We start from the raw sequence: 23,332 nt of genomic DNA on the forward strand, positions 1-23,332 counted from the left end.
AAAACCGTATGGCTTCCGTAACGATAGTCCATGACCAACTCCACCTATGTACAGAGTTGTAAAGTATCATAGCTAAAGCTGACCGACTAAAGTCGGTGGTTTTAACCTTTTAGGAGACTAATAAACTTCTTACATTCAATCATGAACTCTAAAACCTATGAAAAACACTTTGATACAGTATTGATATGAGCAGATAACACACATTAAGACGCCATGACTTTAATACCAAACAGCGTAAACAAGCCGCCGGTTACATAATCCATGATACTTGAGATACGTGCATAAACACTTTTCGCTGCTCGATGTGAAAAGGCTGTCGCCAAAAACATATGCCAGCATAAAGTAATACCGGACATAGTCAGCATAATGGCGATGACCATCGGGATGGTAATATTTTCAGGCATAGAGACACTAAACAAACTCACGACAAAGAAACCCGTTTTAGGGTTTAAGATGCTAGTGATAAACGCAGACATAAAGACTTTTCTACTTGAAGGCAGCATCACTTCACTAGTATTCAAGCCTTCATCTAGCTGTTTGGCTTTTCGTGTTGAAAGGATCTGGCGCATACCCAAATACAACAAATAACTGCCACCTACGATCTTCATAACGTTAAACAGTGCCGGGAAATGGGAGAGCAAAATAACCAAGCCAGTGCATCCAAACAGTGACCATAACAATATGGACGTACTGACTCCAAAAGCAGAGTATTTTGCTAGCTTGCGGTTGTAGTGCAGCGCTGTGTTAATCGTCAACAGCACATTCGCGCCGGGCGTTGCGACTGCCAGCATCCAGATTAACGCAACGTGAAGAAGAACCAATAAATATTCCATTCGTCTCTACTCAATTCACTCAAGCTTTAGTAATGATATCGCACGCACTAACGGATTTACGTAACTTGATTCACAAAATTAGTGCGCTCGAACGTGGTGTGATGAGTGTCTTTCAACTCAGCATTAGAGTCCATGTTTGGTTCTAAAAAATGCCAAGCCATAAGATTCAATCAATTGACAACCACTACTCTCGGCGCTTTACTACGCCATAAAGTTCCAGTAGTTGCCTACCAACATTTGTCATCCCTTCATAGATACCAAAGTACTAGAGAAATAAAAACCTACTGCCGCTTGTATTGTGTTGGACAATAACCTCTAGACACTTCAGGGCTACGAAGTTTTACATGTTTTGTCGCACGACCTGCGACGCGAGCGCGCCACAATTTGAAGCTACCCGGCTTCATATGGCTACGCATAAAACGAATCACCTGTGATTCATCCAAACCAAATTGGTGTTCTATTGCCTCAAATGGCGTCCGGTCTTCCCACGCCATTTCAATAATTCTTGATTCACTCTCTTTAGATAATTTCATTGTCTACTCATCCTTTAAAATCTGAGTAGAAGTACGCTCACTCTCACTTTTTAGATCAGGGTGTTACTACGGAATCGATAAGGAATTATCAAACAAAAAAACAGATATTTGTCGCTAACCTCTCTCCAGCCACTCACTACGCAGCAACCCATACTTCACCGAGTCATAATACTCGCCTTGGTAATATCGCACCTTTCTCAGCCTCGCCTCTTGCTGGAAACCTAGCTTCAAAGCGAGAGACATCATGCGCGGGTTACCTGACCAAGTAGTTAGCCCAACACGCTCAATTTGTTTGTTTTCGAATAAGTAAGTAATCCAGAGCGGAAGTGCTAATGCTGCGATCCCCTTCCCCCAATAATCAGAGTTATAAATGACTACGCCAGCTTCAAGCCAACGTGTCTCTTCACACTCCCAGTAGCAACTCACGGTTCCGACAGGTACACCGTCGACAACCACTAGCTGTAGGTCATCGCCCTCAAGCAGTCGTTTAAACGAATGCGCTTCAAAGCTTTCTAATGACGGATGAGAATACGAAAAATAAGGGCCATTAAACTTAGTCCACTCATCGTTTGAGATAACCAAAGCATAAATAGCAGCCAATTCGCTCGGCATTGCTGGTCTTATCGTTATGTCCATTCGCTTTCCTTATCCTTTTTTCCTCAGTCCAAATAACCCCGAGTGATGAGTTTTGGTTGTTCATCGCAGTGGGGTTTAAGCCCTTCAGAAAATAAAAAGCTCGCCAATGATGACGAGCCTTGTTTAGGGTTGAACCATGCTAACTGCGAGGTCGCACTTAGCTTACAACTTGTTCTCGCAAATTCACTTCGACACTTTTTAAGACCTTAAACTCTTCACGAGTGCAGCCTCGAGCAAGAGATACCCAGTGATCACCAGTTTCGTCTGATCCTTTAAACTCTGCACGAAGCTCGTATTTTCGCCACGAAACAAAAGCCAAAATAAAGGTCAGAGCGAGCATAGGTAACCCAAACTGAGGTACGAACGCCCAAGTTGCTGCAGATAGGATCAAGGCCAATGAAATGACGTCAATTGCGTTTTCTTTGATGCCCAATTGGCGAATTTCTAACTGTTTGATTTTACGTAAGCTGTACACATCTTTCTTAACTCGGAGTTCGTTAGAGCTCACCAGAAAATCTGATGCTTTGTATGACCTACGAAGTCGCACTAAATTCGCTAACCTGTTGCGTGTTTGATTCTTTTTCATCGCCTTTCTCCATGTTATTAAAGGTTAGTAAAAACTAATATAATCATGAAGTTAATGAACGAGTGCTTATTTTATAAATCAAACTAATATTAAAATCAAGCTTATGCAATTAATAACACTTATAACAACACCGTCTTACATTTGAAATTTTAATAGAAAGAAGGCTTATTAAGGAATCTACTCATCATAAATCGATGTACTTTAGTTAAGTTAGATATAGGCCGATAGTGATTCCGATAATCGACCGAACATACTAAACGGCGGCCATGGTTCACCCTGCTTTGTAACTACTTATTTCAAAGAGATTTTTGCAATGAATCTCACGCTCTAGGAATGCTGAACCACGGTCACATAACGCTCCATCTTCCATAATCAGAACATTAGCCCTCCCTCTTGATCATTGATTTTTTGAATACCAAAATCATTCAATTGAACATATCAACATAGCTTATCGATTAAGCAATTGATCTCATAATAAAGAGACTGTACGCTTACGTTATGCACACGGTTACCTAATGGAGATCACGATGAATGAACTACTGACATGCGCTATGGAACAAAAACAACGAACAACAGTGACGAGTTTATTCGCAAGAAATGGATTCAAGATCGCGGCTACTGACTTTGATGATGTGACTTTCGAACGAGAGAGTGTGTTGGTCAATGTTCGTTTTGATGCGTCTTCAAACGTTGAATCGATTTCAATTCTAAACAACTAACGAGCTCACAAGCAGGTCGCTAAAATAATTGAATGGCCAACATTCGAGTCATTTTAGCGTATCTTGCGACCTGCCCTTTTCTACTTCATCCCCATCCTCTCTCTTCCAAAAGCCACCGAGTGACAATTAAATCAATAACTCGCAATTCCATGAGCTTGGCTTATATTTATTAATACCCTTTGAACAAAAATTCGAAATGATGCCTATGTTCCTAACTCGGTTAATTTATGTCAGTACGCTTTCCGAATGTTGTGATTCCAAAGCATTGGAGGAGATACTCGCTATCTCGCGAGATCATAATCGGCAAAGCCATTTAACGGGGCTCCTCAGCCATAATCAAAAGTACTTTCTTCAATGTATTGAAGGGTCTAGAGAGGCCGTTAACCACACGTACAATCATATTCTTAACGACGAGAGACACAATCACGTCGCAATACTGTATTTTAAAGAGATTGATAGCAGAGAATTTGGAGATTGGTCGATGGGAGACATTCCGCAGTCCAATTTAACCGAGCTGTTGAACTTACAGTTTTCAACATCTGATCAATTTAACCCGTACGAAATGTCTGGCGAAAGTGCTTACCGAATGCTTTTAGAGTTGAAACAGAATTTGCCATCCGAGTGACAAAACTCAACTTGGAACGATTACTATAGAAGAACCTGCGACCAAATAAGGTTTTGTCATTTTGAGTTTAATAAAAGGTTAGATGTGCATCTCACCTTTATTTTAGGACAAGAATTTAAACATAAAAGTCCGAGTTGAGCATTTTCAATATGCTCAACTCGGACCCTTAAACAATTAAGTTCTACGCTCTTAATTAATCTCGACGACCAGTCAACTCAATCGCTTGATCTTTTGTATCAATTTGGAATTTCAAACCACCAGAAGATGCTTCATTGCGACTTTGTAATACAGGTTCTGATTCAACACGCTCTACATTAGTCTTATTTGGCGCAGTTAGGTTCATGTCGATTGTACCTGTATAATTGCCGTCTGCCGCCAACGCAGTATTCATGGAAAAAGCCATAAGCCTAGTGCGATTAACTTGTTCATACGTCACCTCTGTATTTCATCATTCGTTTTTCTTTCGATAGAGTTACTTTAGCCATCAACAAACAAATGAGGAAAACCGAGATTTACCAAATTGAAAACAGCCCTAAGAATTAGCTTTAAGGCAATTGCGTCTGTATCTCAGATAGCACCTCATCTAACCCCTCACCTAGGGCTTCAACAAGTGCTTCATAACCTGCTTCTTTCAACGGTACTTTTGATTCGAAGTCGGCACGCGCGAGCTCTGAGCCTTGCTCGCTCAATACCCAAGTTCCTTTCACTTCTGCGTTTCCGGTGTAAGAGCCATTGAACTGCTCAAAGGTTATCGTCAACTCTCTTTCGGGCTCTCCTGATGTATCAGAAGTATTGACCCGCTCTTCAAGCAACCCTTCAAGGTTCTCAGCCCAAACGTGTTTACGCGCAGACACCAATTCATTTTCAGACTTGCGATAAGCTATTCCTATCGTGTCGAGGTAATCCGGCAAATCAACACTAGTTTTGACCTTAAAGATGGGCTTATCCAATGTACTTTCAGGCAAGAGGTAGGCGTTAGTACCATCAGTAGGCGCTGCGCACCCCAAGAGCCCGACTGACACAACCAGTGATATAAATTGCTTTCTCATTATTCCACTCCCTTAACTGGAATCGGGTCTTCTTCTACTTCACTACCAAACACTAACGCATTCGGTTTGTCGTTCAGCACTTTAATCAGTGGGCGAAGCTCTTTTAACACATGTTCTAACTCTTCAGATGCACTGATCAATTGCTTGTAAGCGTCGGAGTCATCATCGTAACTTTCTAATGTCGCCTCAAGTTGCTTCATGGTGTCACTCAGATCTTGTGGTAACGCTTTTGCGCCCTCACTACCCATAAGTTGATCGACACTCTTCAGGGTAGTGTCTAATGACGCAAGCGATCCGTTTAAATTGGCGATAGTCGCGTCTAACGGTAGCTCGTTAATCTTGGTTAGGAAATCGGTGATCTGATTTTGAATTTCGGTTAGACCACCCGCGACAACCGGGAACACAGGGTAACCATCAAATTCTCTGGGTTCGTAAGTCTCCTCATCTTCATAAAAATTAATGTCGACAAACAGCGCTCCCGTGAGCAAGTTACCCGTTTTCAAGGTTGCTCTTAACCCTTCGCCCATTTGCAGCCTGACGCGTTCAGCAAAGGCTTCGGCATTCACGGCTCTAAAGACTTCAGAAACTCGTTCTATTTCCAGCTTGATTAAGATAGGAATACGGTTCGAGACTTTGCCATCTTTATCCATGCGAATTTGTAACGGCACCGTATCCACAGTGCCAATCCTGACACCACGATACTCCACTGGAGCCCCTTTCCTTAAACCTCGAACCGATTCTTCAAATAGCAACACATACTCGATCGATGTCGTGTACTTACCTTGTAAAACCGCGTCGTAATTGTCGTACAGAGTGTACTCTTGAAGGTTCTCTTTTATCTGCAATCCAGGCTTAATACTCTCGGCTACATCAAAGCTCACACCACCAGTCAGGATGCTTTCTATTGATGCAAAGTTAACGTCTAAACCATTCGCACCAAACTTCACATCGATTCCAGAAGATAGCCAAAACTGCGTTTTTTCGAAAATCAGGCCATCATAAGGTGCAAAGATAAACAGTTGGTATTTACCCTCTTTCTTTTCATAGTCAAAGCTTGTTTTCTCAACCCGACCCACCACGAAGCCATGATGCAAGACAGGTTCTCCTACACGCAGTTGATTGGCCTTATTATGTGAAACCACCACACGAATTCCTTTGGTATCTGGTCCCGCGACGGGTGGTGTGTCTAATACATCGAACTTCAATTGAGACTCACTCGATTTACCCGGCTTCAACTCAATGTACGACCCCGACAGAATGGTCTCAAGCCCACTAATGCCATCGGTGCCGACATGGGGCTCAACCACCCAAAACTGGGTTTCTTTATTGATCATGCGTGAAGCTTTCTTGTCTATCTGAGCTTTGGCTATGATGTATTCGTAGTTTTCACTCAGCGCGACATCCGTAATAGTGCCCACATGTACATTTTTAGACTTAATCGCTGTCTTTCCCGCTTCGATACCTGAAGCATCAGGCAAGATCAAAGTGATCTCTGGCCCGCGATTATTGAAGTACTGAAACAACATCCAACAGCCGACCAGAACCGCGATAATGGGCACAATCCAGACCGGAGACAATTCATTTTTTTTTGATACTTTCGCATCTGACGCGCTTTGTTTTTCCATATACCCCATACCTCTACCGAGAGATTATTTCCATATAATTCGAGAATCAAAAATCATTGCCGACAACATAGTGAAAATGACGACGGCAGCAAAAGACAAAGCAGCCGGCCCAGGATAAATCGCCATCAATCCGTCTAATTGAACCAAGGCAACCAGAATGGCAACCACAAAAATATCTATCATTGACCACCGACCAATAAACTCAGTAACACGGTATATTTTGAGAAATCGAGTCGCTTCATCAACAGGTAAACCCTGAACCCTTTTTGCATTCCAATACAAGTATGCGAGTGCAATCATTTTTGCCATCGGTATAAACACACTGGCAAGCAAGATGATCAAAGCGACTGGGTATGACCCCATATTCCACAGAATGATGACACCTTCGATGATGGTTGAACCTTCACTCGTCCCGAATGCAGACGTATACATCATTGGGTATAGGTTTGCCGGGATGTAAAAAATAATGGATGTGAGTAATAGAGCCCACGCTATCTGAAGGTTTTTGGTCGGATTAAATCGGTGTAGGTGAACATGACAACGAGAGCATTGACTAAGTTGGTCATCATACAAGTGAACCTGCCCACAAACATGACAAACCAAATGCTCATGCTTTTGGAAAAGGCTACCCGTTACCGATTCGTGCAACGGGTTAGGTGGGATCAATCGGTCCCAGATCCAATCAAAATCAACCAACGAAATGGTTTTGACCACCAGCATAGCGTAGATACCAAATGCCCAAAATGATATGCCCATAGAGACATCGGCTAGTGCTGCTATTTTAATCAAACTAACCAACACACCAATCAAAAATACATCCACCATGAGCCACGGTTTAACCCAGCTCAAGGTCTTTAAAATGAAGATCGCTAAACGGCTTAGGTTCGGCGAGTGGGTGCGCCTTTTTTCAGTCAACGAATAGAACCAGATCGCGCTAATCAGAAAATAAGCAGGCAGGAAAATAACAGCAAGAAATAAGAGCGCGGCAATCAGTGAATTATCTAACCTATTCATCATATCCACGGCTTGATAAAGGGTTATTTGTTGACTGATACCTTGGACACTAAATGACATGTAGGGAAAAGTAAGACTCATCACGAGTGTGATCAAACTGGCCACTGCGTAGGCCATCACTCCTTGTCCCTTACTCGCACCGATGCTGCACAATGTATGATGACAACGAGGGCACGACGCCTCACTGCCCGAAGGTAATTCCCGGAACTGGCTGACTAACCCACATTCGATGCATGACTTGGTACAAAGATCAGACAATAACGGCACCTCTTAGCGGTTGATAAGCAACTAGACACTAAGACTAACTATAAGTAAGGGTTGGATTTTTTGCCAATATGCACCGAATTAAACAAATACAGTATCGTAGAAATGAGAGGTAGAAAGATAAAAGAAGAGATGACCAATTGGCCACCTCCTTTTAATCATAGAGCAGTGCTTAGAAAGCCTAAACTAAGTTGTGTTTAAGCTTTTCTTCCAACGCTTGGATACACAGCTTGATAGCGATAGGCGTATTTGAAGCGAATGGGTTTAGCGCATAAACCGTGTTAGTGGGTAATTGAAAGCTTGGCATCATGTCGACCACCTCACCGGATAGCTGATGAAGGTAAAAGTCTGGAATAGCGCCGATACCGACGCCAGATTTAATCAAAGCGAGACAACTGTGAAAGGAGTTTGTAATGCAGCTGGCTGGCTGTTGGTAAATAAAGTCTTGTTCATTTTGCGAACTAAAGTGATGAGTCACCTGTTTTCCCTGCCAAGAATTTGCAATGTAAGGAATAGATTCAAGTTCACGAGATCGCATGCTTTCAACACCACACAACACGTCTTTAAACTCACCTAAACGCTTTTGCTTTAGGTTGCTATCACGCGAACTGCCCACTCGTACTGCGAGATCAATATCGTGTTCCATGAAGTCTAGATGCTGATCGTCGCTTATCAGTTCTGGCTTTAACTTCGGATATTGCTTCATTAGATCTGCAATGACGGGTACAACGAGCAAGTCCATCAGAGCATTCGACGCCGTAATACGAATCCGACCTTGGGGCTCTTCTAATTCGGCTTTTGCCATATCCCAAGCCGATTCAGCGATCACGTTGATGTCTTTGCAACTCAAATAAAAACGCTCACCCATACTGGTCAGAGATTGCCTGCGTGTTGTGCGCTTAAGAAGAGAAGCGCCTAGCTCTTGTTCTAAAATTTTGAGGTGCTGACTGACGACAGATTTAGACAACTCTAGCTTTTCAGCCGCAGCCGAGACTGAACCCTGCTCTACGATATGAGCGAAAATCGACATCTGCTTTAGCTTACTCATCTTATTGTTCTCTTTTTACAAACAGTATTTTCTATTATCTCTGTTTTTCAAGTCAATTTTCAAGACTAAACTCAATTCAACTTATCGAGATACCAAATCAAAAAGACAGTGCTCGAAACAAGACTGTTATGGAGAAAGACAATGTTAGACAACCAAATTTTAGAAGCATGTAAGCAAGGCATTAACGCGTGGCAAAAAGCTTTCAACAGCCAAGATGCGAAAGGCTGTGCAGATCAATATACTGAAAGCTGTGTAATGGAAGCACGTCCATTTGGTACTTTTGAAGGTCGAGAAGCGATTCAAGCGTTTTGGCAAAATATCATCGACCAAGGTTTCAAAGACGTTGATTACACCGATGTTAAGTGGGAAGAGCACCCAGAAGGCGGCTACATTCTTACCGCTAGCTGGACAATGAACAAAGCGTTTGGTGTTGTACATCGTGAGCACTGGGCACTAGAAGCGGATGGTTGCGCTCGCTTAGTAAGCGACGACTTCGAAGTTCAAGGCGAACGCTAGAGCTGTAATTAAAAGCTAGAAGCTCACAGCTCACAGCTCACAGCTCACAGCTCAAAAATAGAAACAGAAAACAAAAAGCCAGCAACCCAAATGGACTGCTGGCTTTTTAATGTTTGACTCTGTCGCCTTTTCACTTCATTTGAAGGTGATTCAGTGACTCTACACAATCACTCAACACGCTCATCATTTCAAATCAAAATGTCTGGCAAGACAGAGCAAATACAAGTCAACGTTACAGTGCTGCTTTCTTCGCTTCTGTAATCCAACCATCGAACGTGCTTTGGTTCGCTTTGATCCAACCGTTTACGTGCGCTTCGATATCCGCAGAGCTGTTCTTGCCTTTACTCATCATCATGTTCTGAGCACTTACATCATTGATGTTAAGTTTGATGATTTCGAAAAGCTTCGCTGCTGATGGGTTGTTTTTAGCAAACTCTTTGTTCGCAATAATGCGCATTGAGTTCATTTCGAAGCCGTAGTTTTTGCCGTTAGATAACGTCGTGTCCACATTCGAACGCTCGCCAGGAAGTGCTGAGAAAGGAACTTCTAACCAAACTACATCTTCGTTAGGCACCAATACGCCACTTACCCAGTAAGGTGTCCACGTGTAGTAAAGAATTGATTCACCCTTTTGGTAACGAGAAATCGTATCTGCAATGATTGCAGCGTAGTTACCTTGGTTGTGAGTTACCGTATCGTCCAGTTTGAACGCTGAAAGTTGATGTTCAATCACCATCTCACAACCCCAACCTGGGTTACAGCCTGTAAGGTCTGCTTTGCCATCACCGTCAGCATCAAACAGCTTCGCGATTTTCGGATCCGTCAGTTGACCAATGTTAGTGATGTTGTATTTTTCAGCCGTTTTCTTATCAATTAGGTAACCTTGAGCGGCACCGCTTACATATTGGCCTTCACGGTAGAATTTGTCATCGCCTCCCGCCATTTTGTATTTATCAGCATGAAGCGGGAACCAACCTACGGTTAGGAACGTCGCGTCACCTTTTGCGATAGAGGTGTAACCTACGTTGTAGTCCACTTCTTGCGTAGATTTCACGTCGTAGCCAAGCTCTTCAAGGGCGCGGTTAACAATCAACGTTTGGAATGTTTCTTCCGCTACAGACGATTGAACTGGCTGAACTGATACACCTTCACCCGGTAAGCTTGCTGCCCACACGTTCGTTGATACTGCTAATGTAGAAACGATGCTAACTGCAAGTTTGCTCTTCCATGAATTATTCATTGGTGTTTTTCCTTAATTGTAGTTCTGATTTGTTACCGCGATTTATCGCATTGAGCACAAGAGAAACAGGGCCCATGTGGTACCAGCGTAATTTTGTATTACCTGCATTTACCCCGAGAACTTGAGTAATGCGGTCAAGCAGGATTGCTAGAATAACGATGCCGAGACCACCAACAGCGGCCAGTCCCATATCTAGACGGCCGATACCTCTCAGTACCATTTGGCCTAAACCACCTACCGCTATCATTGATGCGATAACCACCATAGATAACGACAACATCAGTGTTTGGTTTACGCCCGCCATAATGGTTGGTAATGCAAGTGGCAGTTGAATTCGGTAAAGCATCTGCTTTTTGCTTGCACCGAATGAATGACCCGCTTCGATCAAATCTTCCGGTACTTGCTGAATACCCAGAATGGTTAAACGTACTACCGGTGGCAGTGCGAATATAATGGTCACCACCACACCTGGAACGTTACCGATACCAAACAACATTACGATGGGTACTAAGTAAACGAAGGCTGGCGTTGTTTGCATAGCGTCCAGAATTGGGCGAACGAATTTAGCCGCCGTGTTACTTCGGGCGAGCCATATCCCCATGGGTAAACCGATCAACAGGCAGAAGAATACAGATGTCATCACCAATGAAAGCGTGGTCATCGCTTCAGACCAAGCGCCAATCAAACCAATCATAGTAAGAGATACTGCCGTAGCAACACCCAGTTTCAGGTTTGAAAACTGCCATGCCACCAAGAACAAAATGATGAGCATAAATGGGGCTGGCGTAGACACCAATGCCGTTTCAAATGAACTTAGAATGAAATCGATAGGTACACGAATTGCTTGAAACAATGGTCGTCCGTGTTCAACTAGCCAATTCAATCCAGACTCAACCCAAGTATCAACAGGCAGAACGGCTTCTGCAAAAGGATTAAGAGGATCAAAAGGAATGGTTTCTACGGTTTCACTGCTTAGCCAATCTGCCGATGGTGAAGTGTCAGCGGCTTGACCCCAAGGATCACTTGATGGCTGAGCGGCAGGGGCAGACTGTGACCATGGGTCATTATTTGTTTGTTCAGACGACATGATCTACCCCTTATCCAATGTTTGTAGCAAACGTGACTTAGTTACCACGCCAAAGTAATTACCTTGCTCATCCACAACAGGAACTGAGTAAGGCACACCACCAACAAGGCCAAGCACGTCATTGATTGGTAAATCAGGGTTCAGCGTTAATCCATCATCGAGCTGCGCGCTCACTAATGATTTGTTCTCTTTGTGAGCTTTGCGAAGAGAGTCAATAGAAACAATGCCGGAGTAAAGGCTGCTCTTCTCAACAACGATGCCATATTCACGGTCGTTATCCATTAGGATTTGCAGAGCGGAAGCTGGGCCGTCGTGTTCTGACTTTTTAAATACCGCAGCCGGTTTCTTACGCGCAATGTCTTTCACAGTAAGTACGCTTGCGACATTCACACCACGAAAAAAGGCTTCGACATAGTCGTTCGCTGGGTTGTTAAGAATTTCGTCTGGTGTGCCCACTTGAACCACTTCACCGTTTTGCATAATGGCAATACGGTCACCGATTCTCATCGCTTCATCCAAATCATGGGAGATGAATACAATCGTTCGTTTATCGTCATTTTGAAGACGAATCAGTTCATCTTGCATTTCAGTACGAATCAAAGGATCGAGTGCCGAGAACGCTTCGTCCATTAACAGGATATCTGGGTCACATGCCAAGGCTCGCGCTAGACCAACACGTTGTTTCATACCGCCAGACAATTCATCTGGGTACGATTCTGAGTATGCGCCAAGGCCTACGCGCTCTAACGCTTCAAATGCTGACTGTTTTCGTTTATCTACTTCAACACCTGCCAGCTCAAGGCCAAATGCTGCATTTTCGATAACTGTCATATGCGGCATCAGTGCGAAATTTTGGAAAACCATAGAGATGTTGTTACGGCGGACTTCGCGCAGTTCATCTTCTGAGATGTGGGCAATGTCTTTGCCTCGAAGAAGCACATTACCTTTGGTAGGTTCGATTAAGCGGTTAAGAAGGCGTACTAGGGTTGATTTGCCAGATCCTGACAATCCCATAATCACGAAAATCTCGCCTTCTTGAATACTAAGAGAAACATCGTTAACACCGATCGTTAACCCTGTTTCTTCGAAAATTTTGTCTTTATCCGCGCCTTCATTAATCATCGAAAAAGCACGGTCGGTATCTTCACCAAACACCTTGTACAGTCCCTTAACTTCCAGTATGGGATCCATATAATCTAATCCTTTCTTAGCTATTTTAACTTAAAAATGGTTATTTAAGCTCGAAAAACGATTAGCACTCTAAGCAATGTAGAACTGTAAATCAAGGGGTTGCGTTCGGTAACCCTCGTCAAAAACAATCATTTCGCCAACCAAAATCAAGTTTTAACATTCAGACAAAAACCATCAATGCACTGATAATAAAGGATATTAAGCGATATGAATACGTTCGAGATTATCTATTACTTACTGATAGATTATTGAATATTTATTTCACATTAAAACAATTAATGGGTGAAACAGACTAGAATTCAATGCAAATACTTCGTGCACAAATAATTCGAATACAAACTATTTATTGCAGTTTTAACGATATCTAAAAACTGGACATTTGCGCTTTACGGAGAGCAAAACCTCCCCCCTTCTTCTTTATCGATGTAACAAGAAGATCGGTATAGCTTCGGCAAGAACGCAGAGGTATTCACAACCGCTCATTTAAACCAATAGAGGGCCAGAAGGTCACTATATGAAAATAGAAATAGCCGATGGAATAAACCAAGTTTGGCACTGGTCAAATTGATAGAATTATCTTCAGTATCCAAAACGTAACACCAAGTGTGATGCTTACTGCAAACTAATGAGTGTCGATTATCTAAGCCGAAAGACAACTTGTAGAGTCCTCATTGCTGAGCCATTATTTATAGAAGAAATCGACATATTTTCCGCGATTATTAAAGAAAAGGACAAGGCGCTCGAATGATTAAAATGCTGGTGTGTGACTTTGACGGTACGCTTGATGGGGGTTCATCTCATGGGGTTAATCAGTTATTTGACTACTTAGCGGAGCAACCTGATATCCGCTTTGTCATCGCGACGGGTAGAACTCTGCCCTCAATCCGAGTGGGTTTGGCATCAGATAACTACCCGAAACCACACAGTATTATCAGCGATGTGGGCACCAGAATTCATCACGTTCACTCCCAAAAGCCTGATCATATTTGGCACAACCAATTAGAAGCTTCTTGGAACAAATCAAAAGTAGAGTCAGCACTGGCGCCACTCGATTTCATGGGCGAACGCTTAGAGAGCCATCAGGGTGATTACAAAATCACTTTTGAAGGAAAGCTCTCAGAGCCTCAACATGAACTGATCGAATCGAGCTTAGAATTGCACGGATTAGATGTACACCTCACCTACTCTCACGATTGGTACCTAGATATCACGCCTAAAGGTGTCAATAAGGCCACAGCGATTCATCATCTACTTCAACAACATGAGTTGAGCGTTGAAGAAGTGTGCGTTGCCGGTGACTCTGCCAACGACACCTCGATGCTGACAATAAAGGGCGTAAACTCAATATTGGTGGCTAACCATTATCCGGAGGTCGCTCACTTGTCTGATCGAGACAATGTGTATACTAGCAGAGCAACACACGCTGAAGGTGTGTTAGAAGGACTCAAATACTGGCAATTGCAAACGGTAGCGGGCAGTTAAAACTGGCTTAGTTGAGATACTCTTCGTTACTTCACGTCCTTACTGCCAACCTGGAAGCCAATGCTCCTTATCAGTTAGATCTCGCCAATTAATGGCTTCCTCTCGTTTGGTCATCACTGCTTCTATCAAGCAACGAATCACCTCCCCTTCTTCAAACTCAACCTCAGTGACCATAAAGTGCTTTTCTTTCTTTATTGGGCTAACCGCGGTCCATTTACTACGAAGTAACTTCTTTGGGTTGATCCGGTTCATGATCTGATCTCTCGCTGTGATGTCGTTGATTATTATGAGTAGTCTACTCGACACAGAGTAATAGTCTCTGTGGCACAAAAAAGATCATAAAAAAAGCCAGCGATTAAGCTGGCTCTATTCTGTCGGCTATTTCTCTCGTTAGAGATTAACCATTTTTAGGTGGATCAAATGCCGTCAGTTCTAATGCTGGGCCTGTGTATTTTTCAATCTTCACAAGCGCAGAGTTCGCAGCACAGCCATTCGCCAAACGAGAAGTCGGGATATCCAACGTAAGCACGTTACAGCCACCGTTTTTACATAGACCTGTATCTTTATCTAAATCAGGCCAACCGCCTTCGTGGATACATACAGCGCCTTGCTTGATGCCATCAGTCACTAGTGCACCAACCAGTACTTGTCCACGATCGTTGTATGCACGAACGAGATCACCCGTTTTGATGCTACGTGCTTTCGCGTCTTCTACGTTAATTGAGATAGGCTCACGGTTACCGATCGCATACTCTTCGCGGATCTTCGCGTAGTTGAACTGGCTGTGTAGACGGTGCGCTGCGTGCGCTGTCATCAGTTGCAGTTCATCACTTTTCGCTTTACCGAAGAACTCAGTAGGCTCAATCCATGTTGGGTGAGCTGGGCAATCTGCAAGCTTGTAGCCTTCGATGGTTTTAGAGAAGATCTCAATCTTACCACTTGGCGTACCTAGCGGATTCATCACTGGATCCTTACGGAAGTCAGCATGACGAACAAACTGTGCCGCCTTCTTATTGTATTTCATTTCAATAAGCTGGTTATCGTCCCAGAATTTACCAAATTTAGGCATACGAACACGTGCAGATTTGCCTGCTTTTTGTGCCGCATCGTAGAAGCCTTTCAACCATGCCATTTCGTCTTTGCCTTCAGTGAAGACATCACGGCCGCCTGCTTTGATCATCTCAGACATGTCTGCAAATACATCGAAGTCATTACGCGCTTCACCTTGAGGTTCAACCGCTTTCTTCATTGGCACTAGGTGTTGGTTACTGTAGTCACCCGTCATCGTCATATCATTACGTTCAAATGACGTAGTAATTGGCAACACAATATCGGCGTGCTTGGCAGCGGCTGTCCAGTAGATCTCAGAAATAACCACTAGCTCAGGTTTTTGCCACGCTTTGATCAGGCGGTTTGTATCTTGGTGATGAGTAAAGTTACCACCGCCCGCCCACCAAATCATTTTCAGGTCAGGGAACGTCAGTTCATGACCATTATGCATGTATGTTTTACCTGGATTTTCTAGAGCTTCTGTAATACGAGCAACAGGGAATGCGTTCACCGCTCCTGAGACAGCCCAGTCATTACCCGCAGAAGAACCGCCACCAATTGAAGCTGAGATAGCTGGCAATACACCCGCATCACGAGTTGGGTTACCGCCGTTCGAGTAGTGGTAAGAAAGACCGAAACCACCACCTGGAAGACCAATCTGGCCAAGCATTGCAGCTAGAGTGACCACCATCCAGTGACGTTGTTCACCGTATTGTTGACGCTGAATGCCCCAACCTGCCATAAGCATGGTGCGGTTCTGACTGAAGATATCTGCAAGTAGCTCAAGTTGTTTCGCAGGAACGCCTGTGATCTCTTCAGCCCATGCTGGTGTCTTTTCAACACCGTCTTCTTTACCCATCAGGTACGCTTCAAACTTGTCGTAACCGCTGGTGTATTTGCTTAGGAATTCAACATCGTGCTTACCTTTATTGACCAAAGAGTGCGCGATACCCATCATCATTGCCACATCAGTCATTGGGCGCGGTGCAATCCACTGAATTGCATCACCAAAGAAATCGATCGTTTCTGAGCGCATTGGGTCGATTGCGATGATTGTTTTACCGGACTTCTTAAGCTTGTGGAAGAACTCTAGACCAGAACCGTCTGTAGAACTCCAAGCAATCTTAAGCGTGTTCATAGGGTTCATACCCCACAACACAACAACGTCTGAACTTTCTAATACAACCGGGTGAGTAGTTTGTTGCTCATAAACTTCAATAGAACCCATTACGTGCGGCATAATGACCTGCGCAGCACCTGTTGAGTAATCACCAAGGTGACCTGAGTAACCACCAGCCAAGCTCATGTAACGTTGCAGCAACGTTTGTGCTTTATGCAGTACGCCACTTGAACGCCAACCGTAAGAGCCCGCAAATACGGATTCAGGACCGTTCTCTTTACGGATGCGCGTTTGCTGTTCGTGGATAAGCTTGTAAGCTTCTTCCCAAGATACGCGAACGTATTCGTCATCACCGCGAGTTCCTGTTGGAGCTGATGGATTATCTAGGAAGCCTTTACGTACCATTGGGTATTTGACACGAGCTTTGGTGTGAACCTGATCAGGACCAGTCGTTTGCAAGCTATTTGGGACTGTTTGTGCGAGAGCATTAGTCGTTGAAACCAATTTGCCATCTTTTACTTCACACAACATAGGTCCCATACGACCTGCCGTTAATACACCTTTACCACGCTTGTTCGCAGCTGACGCTGTCATTGGCGTCAATGATGTAAAAGCTAGCGCACCAGCAGCCATGCTCGTTCCTTTGAGGAACCCGCGACGAGTAATATCTGTCATAATTATTTCCCTTTGTTTCTTAGTGGCCAGCCACATCTTTCGCGTGGTTCTGGAAGAATTTAGTAAGCAGTTCTAGATCTTGGTCTGAAATATCAGTACGTTCGCCCATGCCTTTAGCAACAGGGCCCCAAGCGTTCACCGTGAAGTGGTTTGCACCAATTTTTGCGTGACACGTTGAGCAGTAAACATTGTCGAGTTCTTCAGCGTAATCCCAGATTGGCTCGAGTGAATCCAGTACAGGCGCATCAACGTTCGCGGTTAGCACCGCCGTTCGCCATTCATTGCCGTACGCATCCATTTTAAAATCACCAACTTCAAGGTTCTGTTGCCCTTGGTCTGTCAGCATCGCAACGATTGAACGTTGACCTTCGCCGTAGTAAAGCACCTGTTCTGCACCCTTCATCTGGTAAGCATGCAACTCGATTGTGCGCTCAGTACCTTCAACACTTTTCACATCTAGGCGTGCCGTTGGATTGATAGTGCCAAGGTCACCAATACTGATGGTTTCTGCTGAGTAAACGACTTTCGCATTCGGGTCTGTTTTTTCGGTGAATGCCATCAAATTATCAAAGGCTTCGCTGTCCATTTCTGGCTCAGGAGCAAAGTGAGCAACACCTTTGTGACAGTCGATACAAGTCTGATTATTCTCTTGTCCGTACTCATGCATTTTTGCTGCATCTTCAGATTGCTCGTAACTGTCCATCGCATCGAAAGTATGACAAGAACGACACGTGGCTGAATCGCTTTCACGCAGTTGCGCCCACACGGTTTCTGCCATTGCCATACGGTGTTCTTCATACTTGTCTTCGGTATCAATCTTGCCAGTCACAAACTCATGATAAATATCTTTAGACGCACGAATCTTGGTGATTACGTAGTCAATTGGATCGGAAGGAATATGACAGTCAGAACACTCAGCTCGAATGCCTTTTGCATTGCTGAAGTGGATTGAACCTTCATATTCTTCATACGGAATTTGCATAGTGTGGCAAGAAGTACAGAACTCAGTACTCGATGTGTAGTGCATAACGGCTGCAGTACCGCCCAGCGTTAACCAGCCAATACCTATACCAACAGCGGCAATAAGAGCGATATATCGTTTTTTAATAGACATATTTAGAAATCATCTTCAACAATTAGTAACAATTGCGATCAGAGTAATACTTTAGGGTTAGTCACTATTGATTCACGTCATAAATTGTCTTTATTGACAATAAAGAAAGTGAGCAATGAGACCTAAATACAAATCACTTATAACCATGACTGCGCAACCATTTGGTTTTATATTCACAAAACAAATAAGGGCGCGTTGATTTATAAAATCCACCTGAAAATAACGGCGTACTTCCCCATTAAAAAGCGTACTAGAATCAAGATAAGGAGTAGCGAACACATATACAATATTTGCAAATTTACGGTACTGAAATAGACATGAACCAAACAGAATTCCAGCAAAAAATAGCGAGTTTCACCGCCATAGAACAAGCGCTTGATTACTTTGAGATTGGCTTTGATAGCAAGTTTATCGACCAAAATAGAATAGAGCTTGTGAAGCGCTTTAATGGTTATCTGATCCTGTCAAAACCCGATGATTGGTTTTCTGGAAGAAGAGCACTGAAAAACGCGTACTGTAAGGTTCAACGCAGTAAACTGGATCGCTACACACGATCAGCCTGTCGTGGCTGTACGACTTGCCAACGCCGTTAGTTCAAAATCAGAAAGCTTAAACGTAGATAACAAAAAATAGAGAATTGAAATAACATCTCATTACGATTTAGTTAGTGGTTTGCTCGAAAAAAAGTGTGCTAGTCTTACGGCAACTCAACTACGAGATAAAAACTACAATGAAAATTTTCAGCAATTTCGAAAGCGGCAACATTCACGTCGTTTCAGCAGATTCACCACAAAACATTCAATTGACTATCCCAGCAGACAACCAGACTGAAATCTCTCAATGGTTTCATTTCCGTTTAGAAAGTGAAGCTCAACAAGCTCACCACTTTGAAATCGGTCAATTGGCAACATCTGCCTACCCTGAAGGCTGGAAAGACTACGATGTGGTTGCATCGTATGACCGTGAAGAGTGGTTCCGTATCCCATCTCAGTTCGATGGCGATACATTAAGCTTCGATATCATCCCTGAACACGATTCAATGTACTTCGCGTACTTCGCACCTTACTCATACGATCGTCACCAAGATCTTCTGCACAGTGCTCAAACGCACCCAGCTTGTAAGCTTGAAACTCTGGGTCACACACTAGACAACAACGACATCACTTTGCTAACTATCGGTGAGCCAAGTGAAGAGAAGAAAAACATCTGGGTTATTGGTCGCCAACACCCAGGCGAGACTATGGCTGAATGGCTAATCGAAGGTCTGCTGCAACGCCTGCTTGATGAGACAGACACAGTCGGTCGCTCTCTTCTAGACAGCGTTGTGTTCCGCGTTGTACCGAACATGAACCCAGATGGCAGCATCCGTGGTCACCTGCGCACTAATGCGATTGGTGTAAACCTTAACCGCGAATGGCAATCACCTTCTCTAGAACGCAGCCCTGAAGTTTTCCTTGTGCGCGAGCGCATGCTAGAAACTGGCGTTGATCTGTGCCTAGACATTCATGGCGACGAAGCGATTCCATATAACTTTGTTGCAGGTAGCGAAGGCACGCCTTCATACAACGAGCGCATTGCAAAATTGGAGAATCACTTCAAGCAAGCGCTTCTGACTATCACGCCAGAATTCCAAGATGAATTTGGTTACGATAAAGACGAACCGGGCAAAGCAAATATGACCGTCGGCACAAACTGGATCGGCGAGCAGTTCAAATGTCTGGCTTACACTGTCGAGATGCCGTTTAAAGATCACATCAGCCACGCTGACGAACTTTACGGCTGGTCTCCAGAGCGCAGTGTTGCATTTGGTCACGACATGCTAGCCGCGGTTTGGGCAACAGTAGACGAGCTATAAAACGAACCATAGACAGGCTAAGCGCCTTAGTTTGTCCGTATAGTTAGTTTGCTTACATATATAGCAAAGCCCAGCACTTGTGAAAGTGCTGGGCTTTTTAATATCGGATCTGAGTGAATGACTTGGGCTTTAAGGCATCTAACTTTAAAAGCTTTTTATGCCACTCTGAGGCTAGCAAAAAATACTGGGTATCTTTGTCTAATGTGTCTTTGTTCTGACACCATATCTTTGAAACTCGGTCCTTCTAACAACTGAACGATCACTTCATCGCCTTCTTGTCGCAGCACTGCACCACTAATATCAATGGTGTTGTTATCGTGCAGTCTTAAACTGCCCGCCATTGAGAAGCCTCGATAAACAGGAATGATGTTACGCATCATCAAGCGCACACCCTTTTCAGACACTTCACTCACATGAAAAAGCTCATCCTTAATTCGCATCACTGGACGTGCCTTTTTTGGGTACTTCAAGCGGTAATATTTGCGTTTCTGGGTGAATAACTCTTCACTCATCTGTGACTCCCTGTCTCTGTTTATTCGGTAAAGCAATAGCCTTTAGCTTCAATTGGATTTCGAACGAACACATTCACCGAATTGATAGCTGACCATTATATCGACATTACGAGCTAATGCTTTAGAGATTTATGCACAGAAACAAGGATTGCTGAGCATTCAGTAAAAAGTGAGATATGAGTCGTATATGCTAGGGGTTCGATTGTTAGCTATGAACCCTAAAGCTGAAACAGCGCCAACTGAATACTGAAGCCAACAAACAACAACCCGCACACAATGTTCATCCATTGAGACGTGCGCTTTTTCGTCAATAATCTCTTAAACGTATCAGCCATCAAAATGACAACCAAAAACCATGTAGCAACCACTGTCGCCTGTATCGCGCCCAGCATTAAACTGTCGGACACAATGTGATCCTTAGAAACAAACTGAGGGAATATCGAAAGGTAGAACAGAACGATTTTAGGGTTCAGTAGATTAGTGAGGAGTCCTTTGAAAAACTGATTATAAAGCTTACTGCCCGATGCGTTCACTAAAGCAAGCACACCCTCTTGAGCTCGCAGTGCCGCTCGAAAGTGATTATAACCAAGCCAGACTAAGTACAAGACACCCGCCCACTTCAGTCCCTCAAAGGCCATTGAAGTCTGAGATAACAGTAAGCTCATGCCATTCGCAGAAACAAACGCATGGAAAAAGAACCCGCATGACACACCCAACACGTTAATAAACGCAAACAACTTTCTTTGAGTTAAAGCCGAGCTCAATACCAACAAAGCATTTGGGCCTGGAATGATGGCAATAAAAAACACGATGATAATAAACAGCCAGATACTTTCCCAACTCATTTCGCTCTCATTTCCTTAAAGCTTCCTAATCATACTTGATCGTTTTAGGGCGGATATTGTACGTCCATTCAATACCATTACAATATGCCCAACGTTTAATTAGCTTGGCTTAGCTCGCTTGCCTTAGTTCAGTTGTATGGATAACGCTTAAATTTAACGCGTATAATTCACCCGTTTATCCTGTAACGCAGCAAAACTCATTCTCTAACATTTATAGCCCTGTTAGACTCCACCTCCATTTTGATACTTGGTTCATTTATGTCATTTGATAACCTCACCCTTAACGCAAAAACCGTCACAGCGATCCCTTCTCAATTCGACAAACCGACTGAGATACAACAAGCGGTAATTCCATCAATTATTGCGGGTAAAGACGTACTTGCGTTGGCTCAAACGGGTAGCGGAAAAACGTTGGCGTTCGGCTTACCCTTGCTGAACAACATCAACCATGATGTGAATGGACTGCAAGCGCTTATCATCGTCCCGACACGTGAACTCGCGTCTCAAGTGACTGAATCTTTAGAGCCGATCGCGACAGCGCTCGATATCAAATTCGTAACGTTAACCGGTAGCGTGAATACTGATGATCAGCAGCAACAATTACTAACCCAACCGCAATTAGCAATCGCCACACCAGGCCGCTTACTTGCTTTAATCAAAAGTGGTGAACTGGATGTCGCTCAGTGTTCATCATTGGTTCTTGATGAAGCCGATCGCCTGATCGACATGGGCTTTTGGCCAGATATTCAAGCGATTACCGCAGCATTACCGAGCAAACGTCAGTCACTGTTGTTCTCTGCGACACTTCCGCCAGAGTTGGTTAGTCAGGCTGAGCTGCTTCTTTCAAACCCAGTTAAAGTCACGACACACCAAGAAAACAGCGTGGTCGCGACTATTGAAGAAACTCTGTACTTAGTGAACAAAGGCAGTAAAGCTCAGGCGCTCATTGCCCTACTCAATCAACACACATGGCCGCAAGTATTGGTATTTATTGGTGCGAAAGACAATGCCGACGCATTAACCAAGCGACTGAATAAAGCCAAAATCAGTGTGAGTGCGTTACATGGAAATAAGAGCCAAGAAGAACGAGAGCAAGCATTAGAGAGTTTCAAAAATGGCGAGACCCGTGTGCTTATCGCGACTGATGTGATGGCTCGCGGCATCCATATTGATCAGCTGCCTGTCGTGATTAATTTTGATTTGCCGACACACTCCGCAACTTACGTACACCGAGTTGGTCGCACAGCAAGAGCAGGAAGCACTGGTTGCGCTATCTCTCTGGTTAGTCACAGCGAAACTGACTACCTAAATGCGATTCGTACTCTGACCAATAAGCCTCTTGTGCTACAAGCATTAGAAGGTTTCCCTGTTACAGACAAACCTGCATCTGAAGTGACAGCTCGCAAACGTCCACCTAAAGACAAAATGGCTAACCGAAGAACCGCAAAGAAGAAAAGTGCTAAGCAATTTAAGAGCAAGCCAAGTTCTTCGAAATAGCCAGTTCTTCAAAATAGCTAGCTCTTCAAAATAACCATAGAAAATCGATTAGCCCAGTTTGTACTGGGCTTTTTATATGCAACCAGATGCAAAATCACAACCTATCGACTCAGACAAAATGCCACTTTAAATGACACTTTTGTGAATTATGGTGCCAAGGTATTGATTCTTGGTTGCTCAAAAAAAATACTTTCTGATCACGTTGACGCCCCTATA

23 protein-coding genes and 1 pseudogene are annotated in these 23,332 nt (G+C 43.7%); 7 read left to right on the top strand and 17 right to left on the bottom strand.

The window, feature by feature from the left end; translation table 11 throughout:
• Nucleotides 1-203: 203 nt before the first annotated feature.
• From H5300_RS02520 to H5300_RS02535, 4 genes are all read right to left on the bottom strand, one after another.
• Nucleotides 204-833, bottom strand: a complete 630-nt coding sequence (locus tag H5300_RS02520) for a LysE family translocator (RefSeq protein ID WP_102562552.1) — start codon at nt 831-833, stop codon at nt 204-206.
• 281 nt (nt 834-1,114) lie between these two features.
• Nucleotides 1,115-1,366 carry a TIGR03643 family protein gene (locus tag H5300_RS02525; protein ID WP_102562553.1) on the bottom strand — a complete coding sequence of 84 codons (252 nt, stop codon included), beginning with the start codon at nt 1,364-1,366 and terminating at the stop codon, nt 1,115-1,117.
• Between the two features lie 114 nt (nt 1,367-1,480).
• A complete protein-coding gene (locus H5300_RS02530) occupies nt 1,481-2,002 on the bottom strand; it encodes a GNAT family N-acetyltransferase (protein ID WP_102562554.1) in 522 nt (173 codons plus the stop codon).
• A 157-nt stretch (nt 2,003-2,159) separates the two neighbouring features.
• Nucleotides 2,160-2,588, bottom strand: a complete 429-nt coding sequence (locus tag H5300_RS02535) for a hypothetical protein (RefSeq protein WP_182795346.1) — start codon at nt 2,586-2,588, stop codon at nt 2,160-2,162.
• Between the two features lie 527 nt (nt 2,589-3,115).
• Between H5300_RS02535 and H5300_RS02540 the strand changes: the two genes are divergently transcribed.
• A complete protein-coding gene (locus H5300_RS02540; protein ID WP_004734640.1) occupies nt 3,116-3,307 on the top strand; it encodes a hypothetical protein in 192 nt (63 codons plus the stop codon).
• A 205-nt stretch (nt 3,308-3,512) separates the two neighbouring features.
• Nucleotides 3,513-3,932: a BLUF domain-containing protein gene (locus H5300_RS02545; RefSeq protein WP_017079037.1), complete on the top strand. Its 420-nt coding sequence runs from the start codon at nt 3,513-3,515 to the stop codon at nt 3,930-3,932.
• Between the two features lie 193 nt (nt 3,933-4,125).
• Here H5300_RS02545 and H5300_RS02550 read toward each other — a convergent pair.
• The 5 genes and pseudogenes from H5300_RS02550 to H5300_RS02570 form a co-directional block, all read right to left on the bottom strand.
• Nucleotides 4,126-4,361 (bottom strand): annotated as a pseudogene (locus tag H5300_RS02550) (hypothetical protein).
• A 116-nt stretch (nt 4,362-4,477) separates the two neighbouring features.
• Nucleotides 4,478-4,981 carry a membrane integrity-associated transporter subunit PqiC gene (locus H5300_RS02555; RefSeq protein ID WP_054541021.1) on the bottom strand — a complete coding sequence of 168 codons (504 nt, stop codon included), beginning with the start codon at nt 4,979-4,981 and terminating at the stop codon, nt 4,478-4,480.
• Nucleotides 4,981-6,606 carry an intermembrane transport protein PqiB gene (gene pqiB, locus H5300_RS02560; protein ID WP_065681230.1) on the bottom strand — a complete coding sequence of 542 codons (1,626 nt, stop codon included), beginning with the start codon at nt 6,604-6,606 and terminating at the stop codon, nt 4,981-4,983. Before pqiB ends, H5300_RS02555 begins: the two co-directional genes overlap by 1 nt.
• A gap of 24 nt (nt 6,607-6,630) precedes the next feature.
• The gene (locus tag H5300_RS02565) at nt 6,631-7,878 is read right to left on the bottom strand and encodes a paraquat-inducible protein A (RefSeq protein ID WP_133148798.1); all 1,248 of its coding nucleotides are present in this window, start codon (nt 7,876-7,878) and stop codon (nt 6,631-6,633) included.
• A 187-nt stretch (nt 7,879-8,065) separates the two neighbouring features.
• On the bottom strand, nt 8,066-8,932 hold the full coding sequence (locus H5300_RS02570; protein ID WP_102562555.1) for a LysR family transcriptional regulator: 867 nt from the start codon (nt 8,930-8,932) through the stop codon (nt 8,066-8,068).
• Between the two features lie 141 nt (nt 8,933-9,073).
• Between H5300_RS02570 and H5300_RS02575 the strand changes: the two genes are divergently transcribed.
• On the top strand, nt 9,074-9,448 hold the full coding sequence (locus H5300_RS02575; protein WP_029222090.1) for a nuclear transport factor 2 family protein: 375 nt from the start codon (nt 9,074-9,076) through the stop codon (nt 9,446-9,448).
• Nucleotides 9,449-9,680: 232 nt separating this feature from the next.
• Here H5300_RS02575 and proX read toward each other — a convergent pair whose 3' ends face one another.
• The 3 genes from proX to proV are packed head-to-tail and all read right to left on the bottom strand — an operon-like array spanning nt 9,681 to nt 12,966.
• Nucleotides 9,681-10,688, bottom strand: coding sequence for a glycine betaine/L-proline ABC transporter substrate-binding protein ProX (gene proX, locus H5300_RS02580; RefSeq protein ID WP_004734648.1), 1,008 nt, complete (start codon nt 10,686-10,688; stop codon nt 9,681-9,683).
• Nucleotides 10,681-11,775: a glycine betaine/L-proline ABC transporter permease ProW gene (gene proW, locus H5300_RS02585; protein ID WP_004734649.1), complete on the bottom strand. Its 1,095-nt coding sequence runs from the start codon at nt 11,773-11,775 to the stop codon at nt 10,681-10,683. Before proW ends, proX begins: the two co-directional genes overlap by 8 nt.
• Before the next feature lie 3 nt (nt 11,776-11,778).
• The gene (gene proV, locus H5300_RS02590; RefSeq protein WP_017079026.1) at nt 11,779-12,966 is read right to left on the bottom strand and encodes a glycine betaine/L-proline ABC transporter ATP-binding protein ProV; all 1,188 of its coding nucleotides are present in this window, start codon (nt 12,964-12,966) and stop codon (nt 11,779-11,781) included.
• Between the two features lie 744 nt (nt 12,967-13,710).
• Here proV and H5300_RS02595 point away from each other — a divergent pair.
• Nucleotides 13,711-14,448, top strand: a complete 738-nt coding sequence (locus H5300_RS02595) for an HAD-IIB family hydrolase (RefSeq protein WP_108151964.1) — start codon at nt 13,711-13,713, stop codon at nt 14,446-14,448.
• Between the two features lie 39 nt (nt 14,449-14,487).
• Here H5300_RS02595 and H5300_RS02600 read toward each other — a convergent pair whose 3' ends face one another.
• The 3 genes from H5300_RS02600 to H5300_RS02610 form a co-directional block, all read right to left on the bottom strand.
• Nucleotides 14,488-14,700: a TIGR02450 family Trp-rich protein gene (locus H5300_RS02600; protein WP_004734653.1), complete on the bottom strand. Its 213-nt coding sequence runs from the start codon at nt 14,698-14,700 to the stop codon at nt 14,488-14,490.
• A gap of 145 nt (nt 14,701-14,845) precedes the next feature.
• The gene (locus tag H5300_RS02605; protein ID WP_182795347.1) at nt 14,846-17,293 is read right to left on the bottom strand and encodes a molybdopterin guanine dinucleotide-containing S/N-oxide reductase; all 2,448 of its coding nucleotides are present in this window, start codon (nt 17,291-17,293) and stop codon (nt 14,846-14,848) included.
• A 19-nt stretch (nt 17,294-17,312) separates the two neighbouring features.
• Entirely contained in the window at nt 17,313-18,407 is a 1,095-nt protein-coding gene (locus H5300_RS02610) for a NapC/NirT family cytochrome c (RefSeq protein WP_102504031.1), read from the bottom strand.
• Nucleotides 18,408-18,724: 317 nt separating this feature from the next.
• Here H5300_RS02610 and H5300_RS02615 point away from each other — a divergent pair, with 317 nt between their 5' ends.
• Nucleotides 18,725-19,000, top strand: coding sequence for a nitrogenase-stabilizing/protective protein NifW (locus H5300_RS02615; protein WP_004734654.1), 276 nt, complete (start codon nt 18,725-18,727; stop codon nt 18,998-19,000).
• 137 nt (nt 19,001-19,137) lie between these two features.
• The gene (locus tag H5300_RS02620) at nt 19,138-20,262 is read left to right on the top strand and encodes a carboxypeptidase family protein (protein WP_182795348.1); all 1,125 of its coding nucleotides are present in this window, start codon (nt 19,138-19,140) and stop codon (nt 20,260-20,262) included.
• A gap of 155 nt (nt 20,263-20,417) precedes the next feature.
• On the opposite strand, the gene H5300_RS02625 is transcribed toward H5300_RS02620, so the two are convergent.
• A complete protein-coding gene (locus tag H5300_RS02625) occupies nt 20,418-20,774 on the bottom strand; it encodes a hypothetical protein (RefSeq protein WP_004734656.1) in 357 nt (118 codons plus the stop codon).
• Between the two features lie 218 nt (nt 20,775-20,992).
• Nucleotides 20,993-21,619, bottom strand: a complete 627-nt coding sequence (locus H5300_RS02630) for a LysE family translocator (protein WP_102498483.1) — start codon at nt 21,617-21,619, stop codon at nt 20,993-20,995.
• A 258-nt stretch (nt 21,620-21,877) separates the two neighbouring features.
• Here H5300_RS02630 and H5300_RS02635 point away from each other — a divergent pair, with 258 nt between their 5' ends.
• Nucleotides 21,878-23,116: a DEAD/DEAH box helicase gene (locus H5300_RS02635; protein ID WP_182795349.1), complete on the top strand. Its 1,239-nt coding sequence runs from the start codon at nt 21,878-21,880 to the stop codon at nt 23,114-23,116.
• The last annotated feature ends 216 nt before the right edge of the window (nt 23,117-23,332 follow it).

Origin of the sequence: Vibrio sp. SG41-7 (assembly GCF_014164465.1) — a bacterium.
Taxonomy (GTDB): Bacteria; Pseudomonadota; Gammaproteobacteria; order Enterobacterales; family Vibrionaceae; genus Vibrio; species Vibrio splendidus.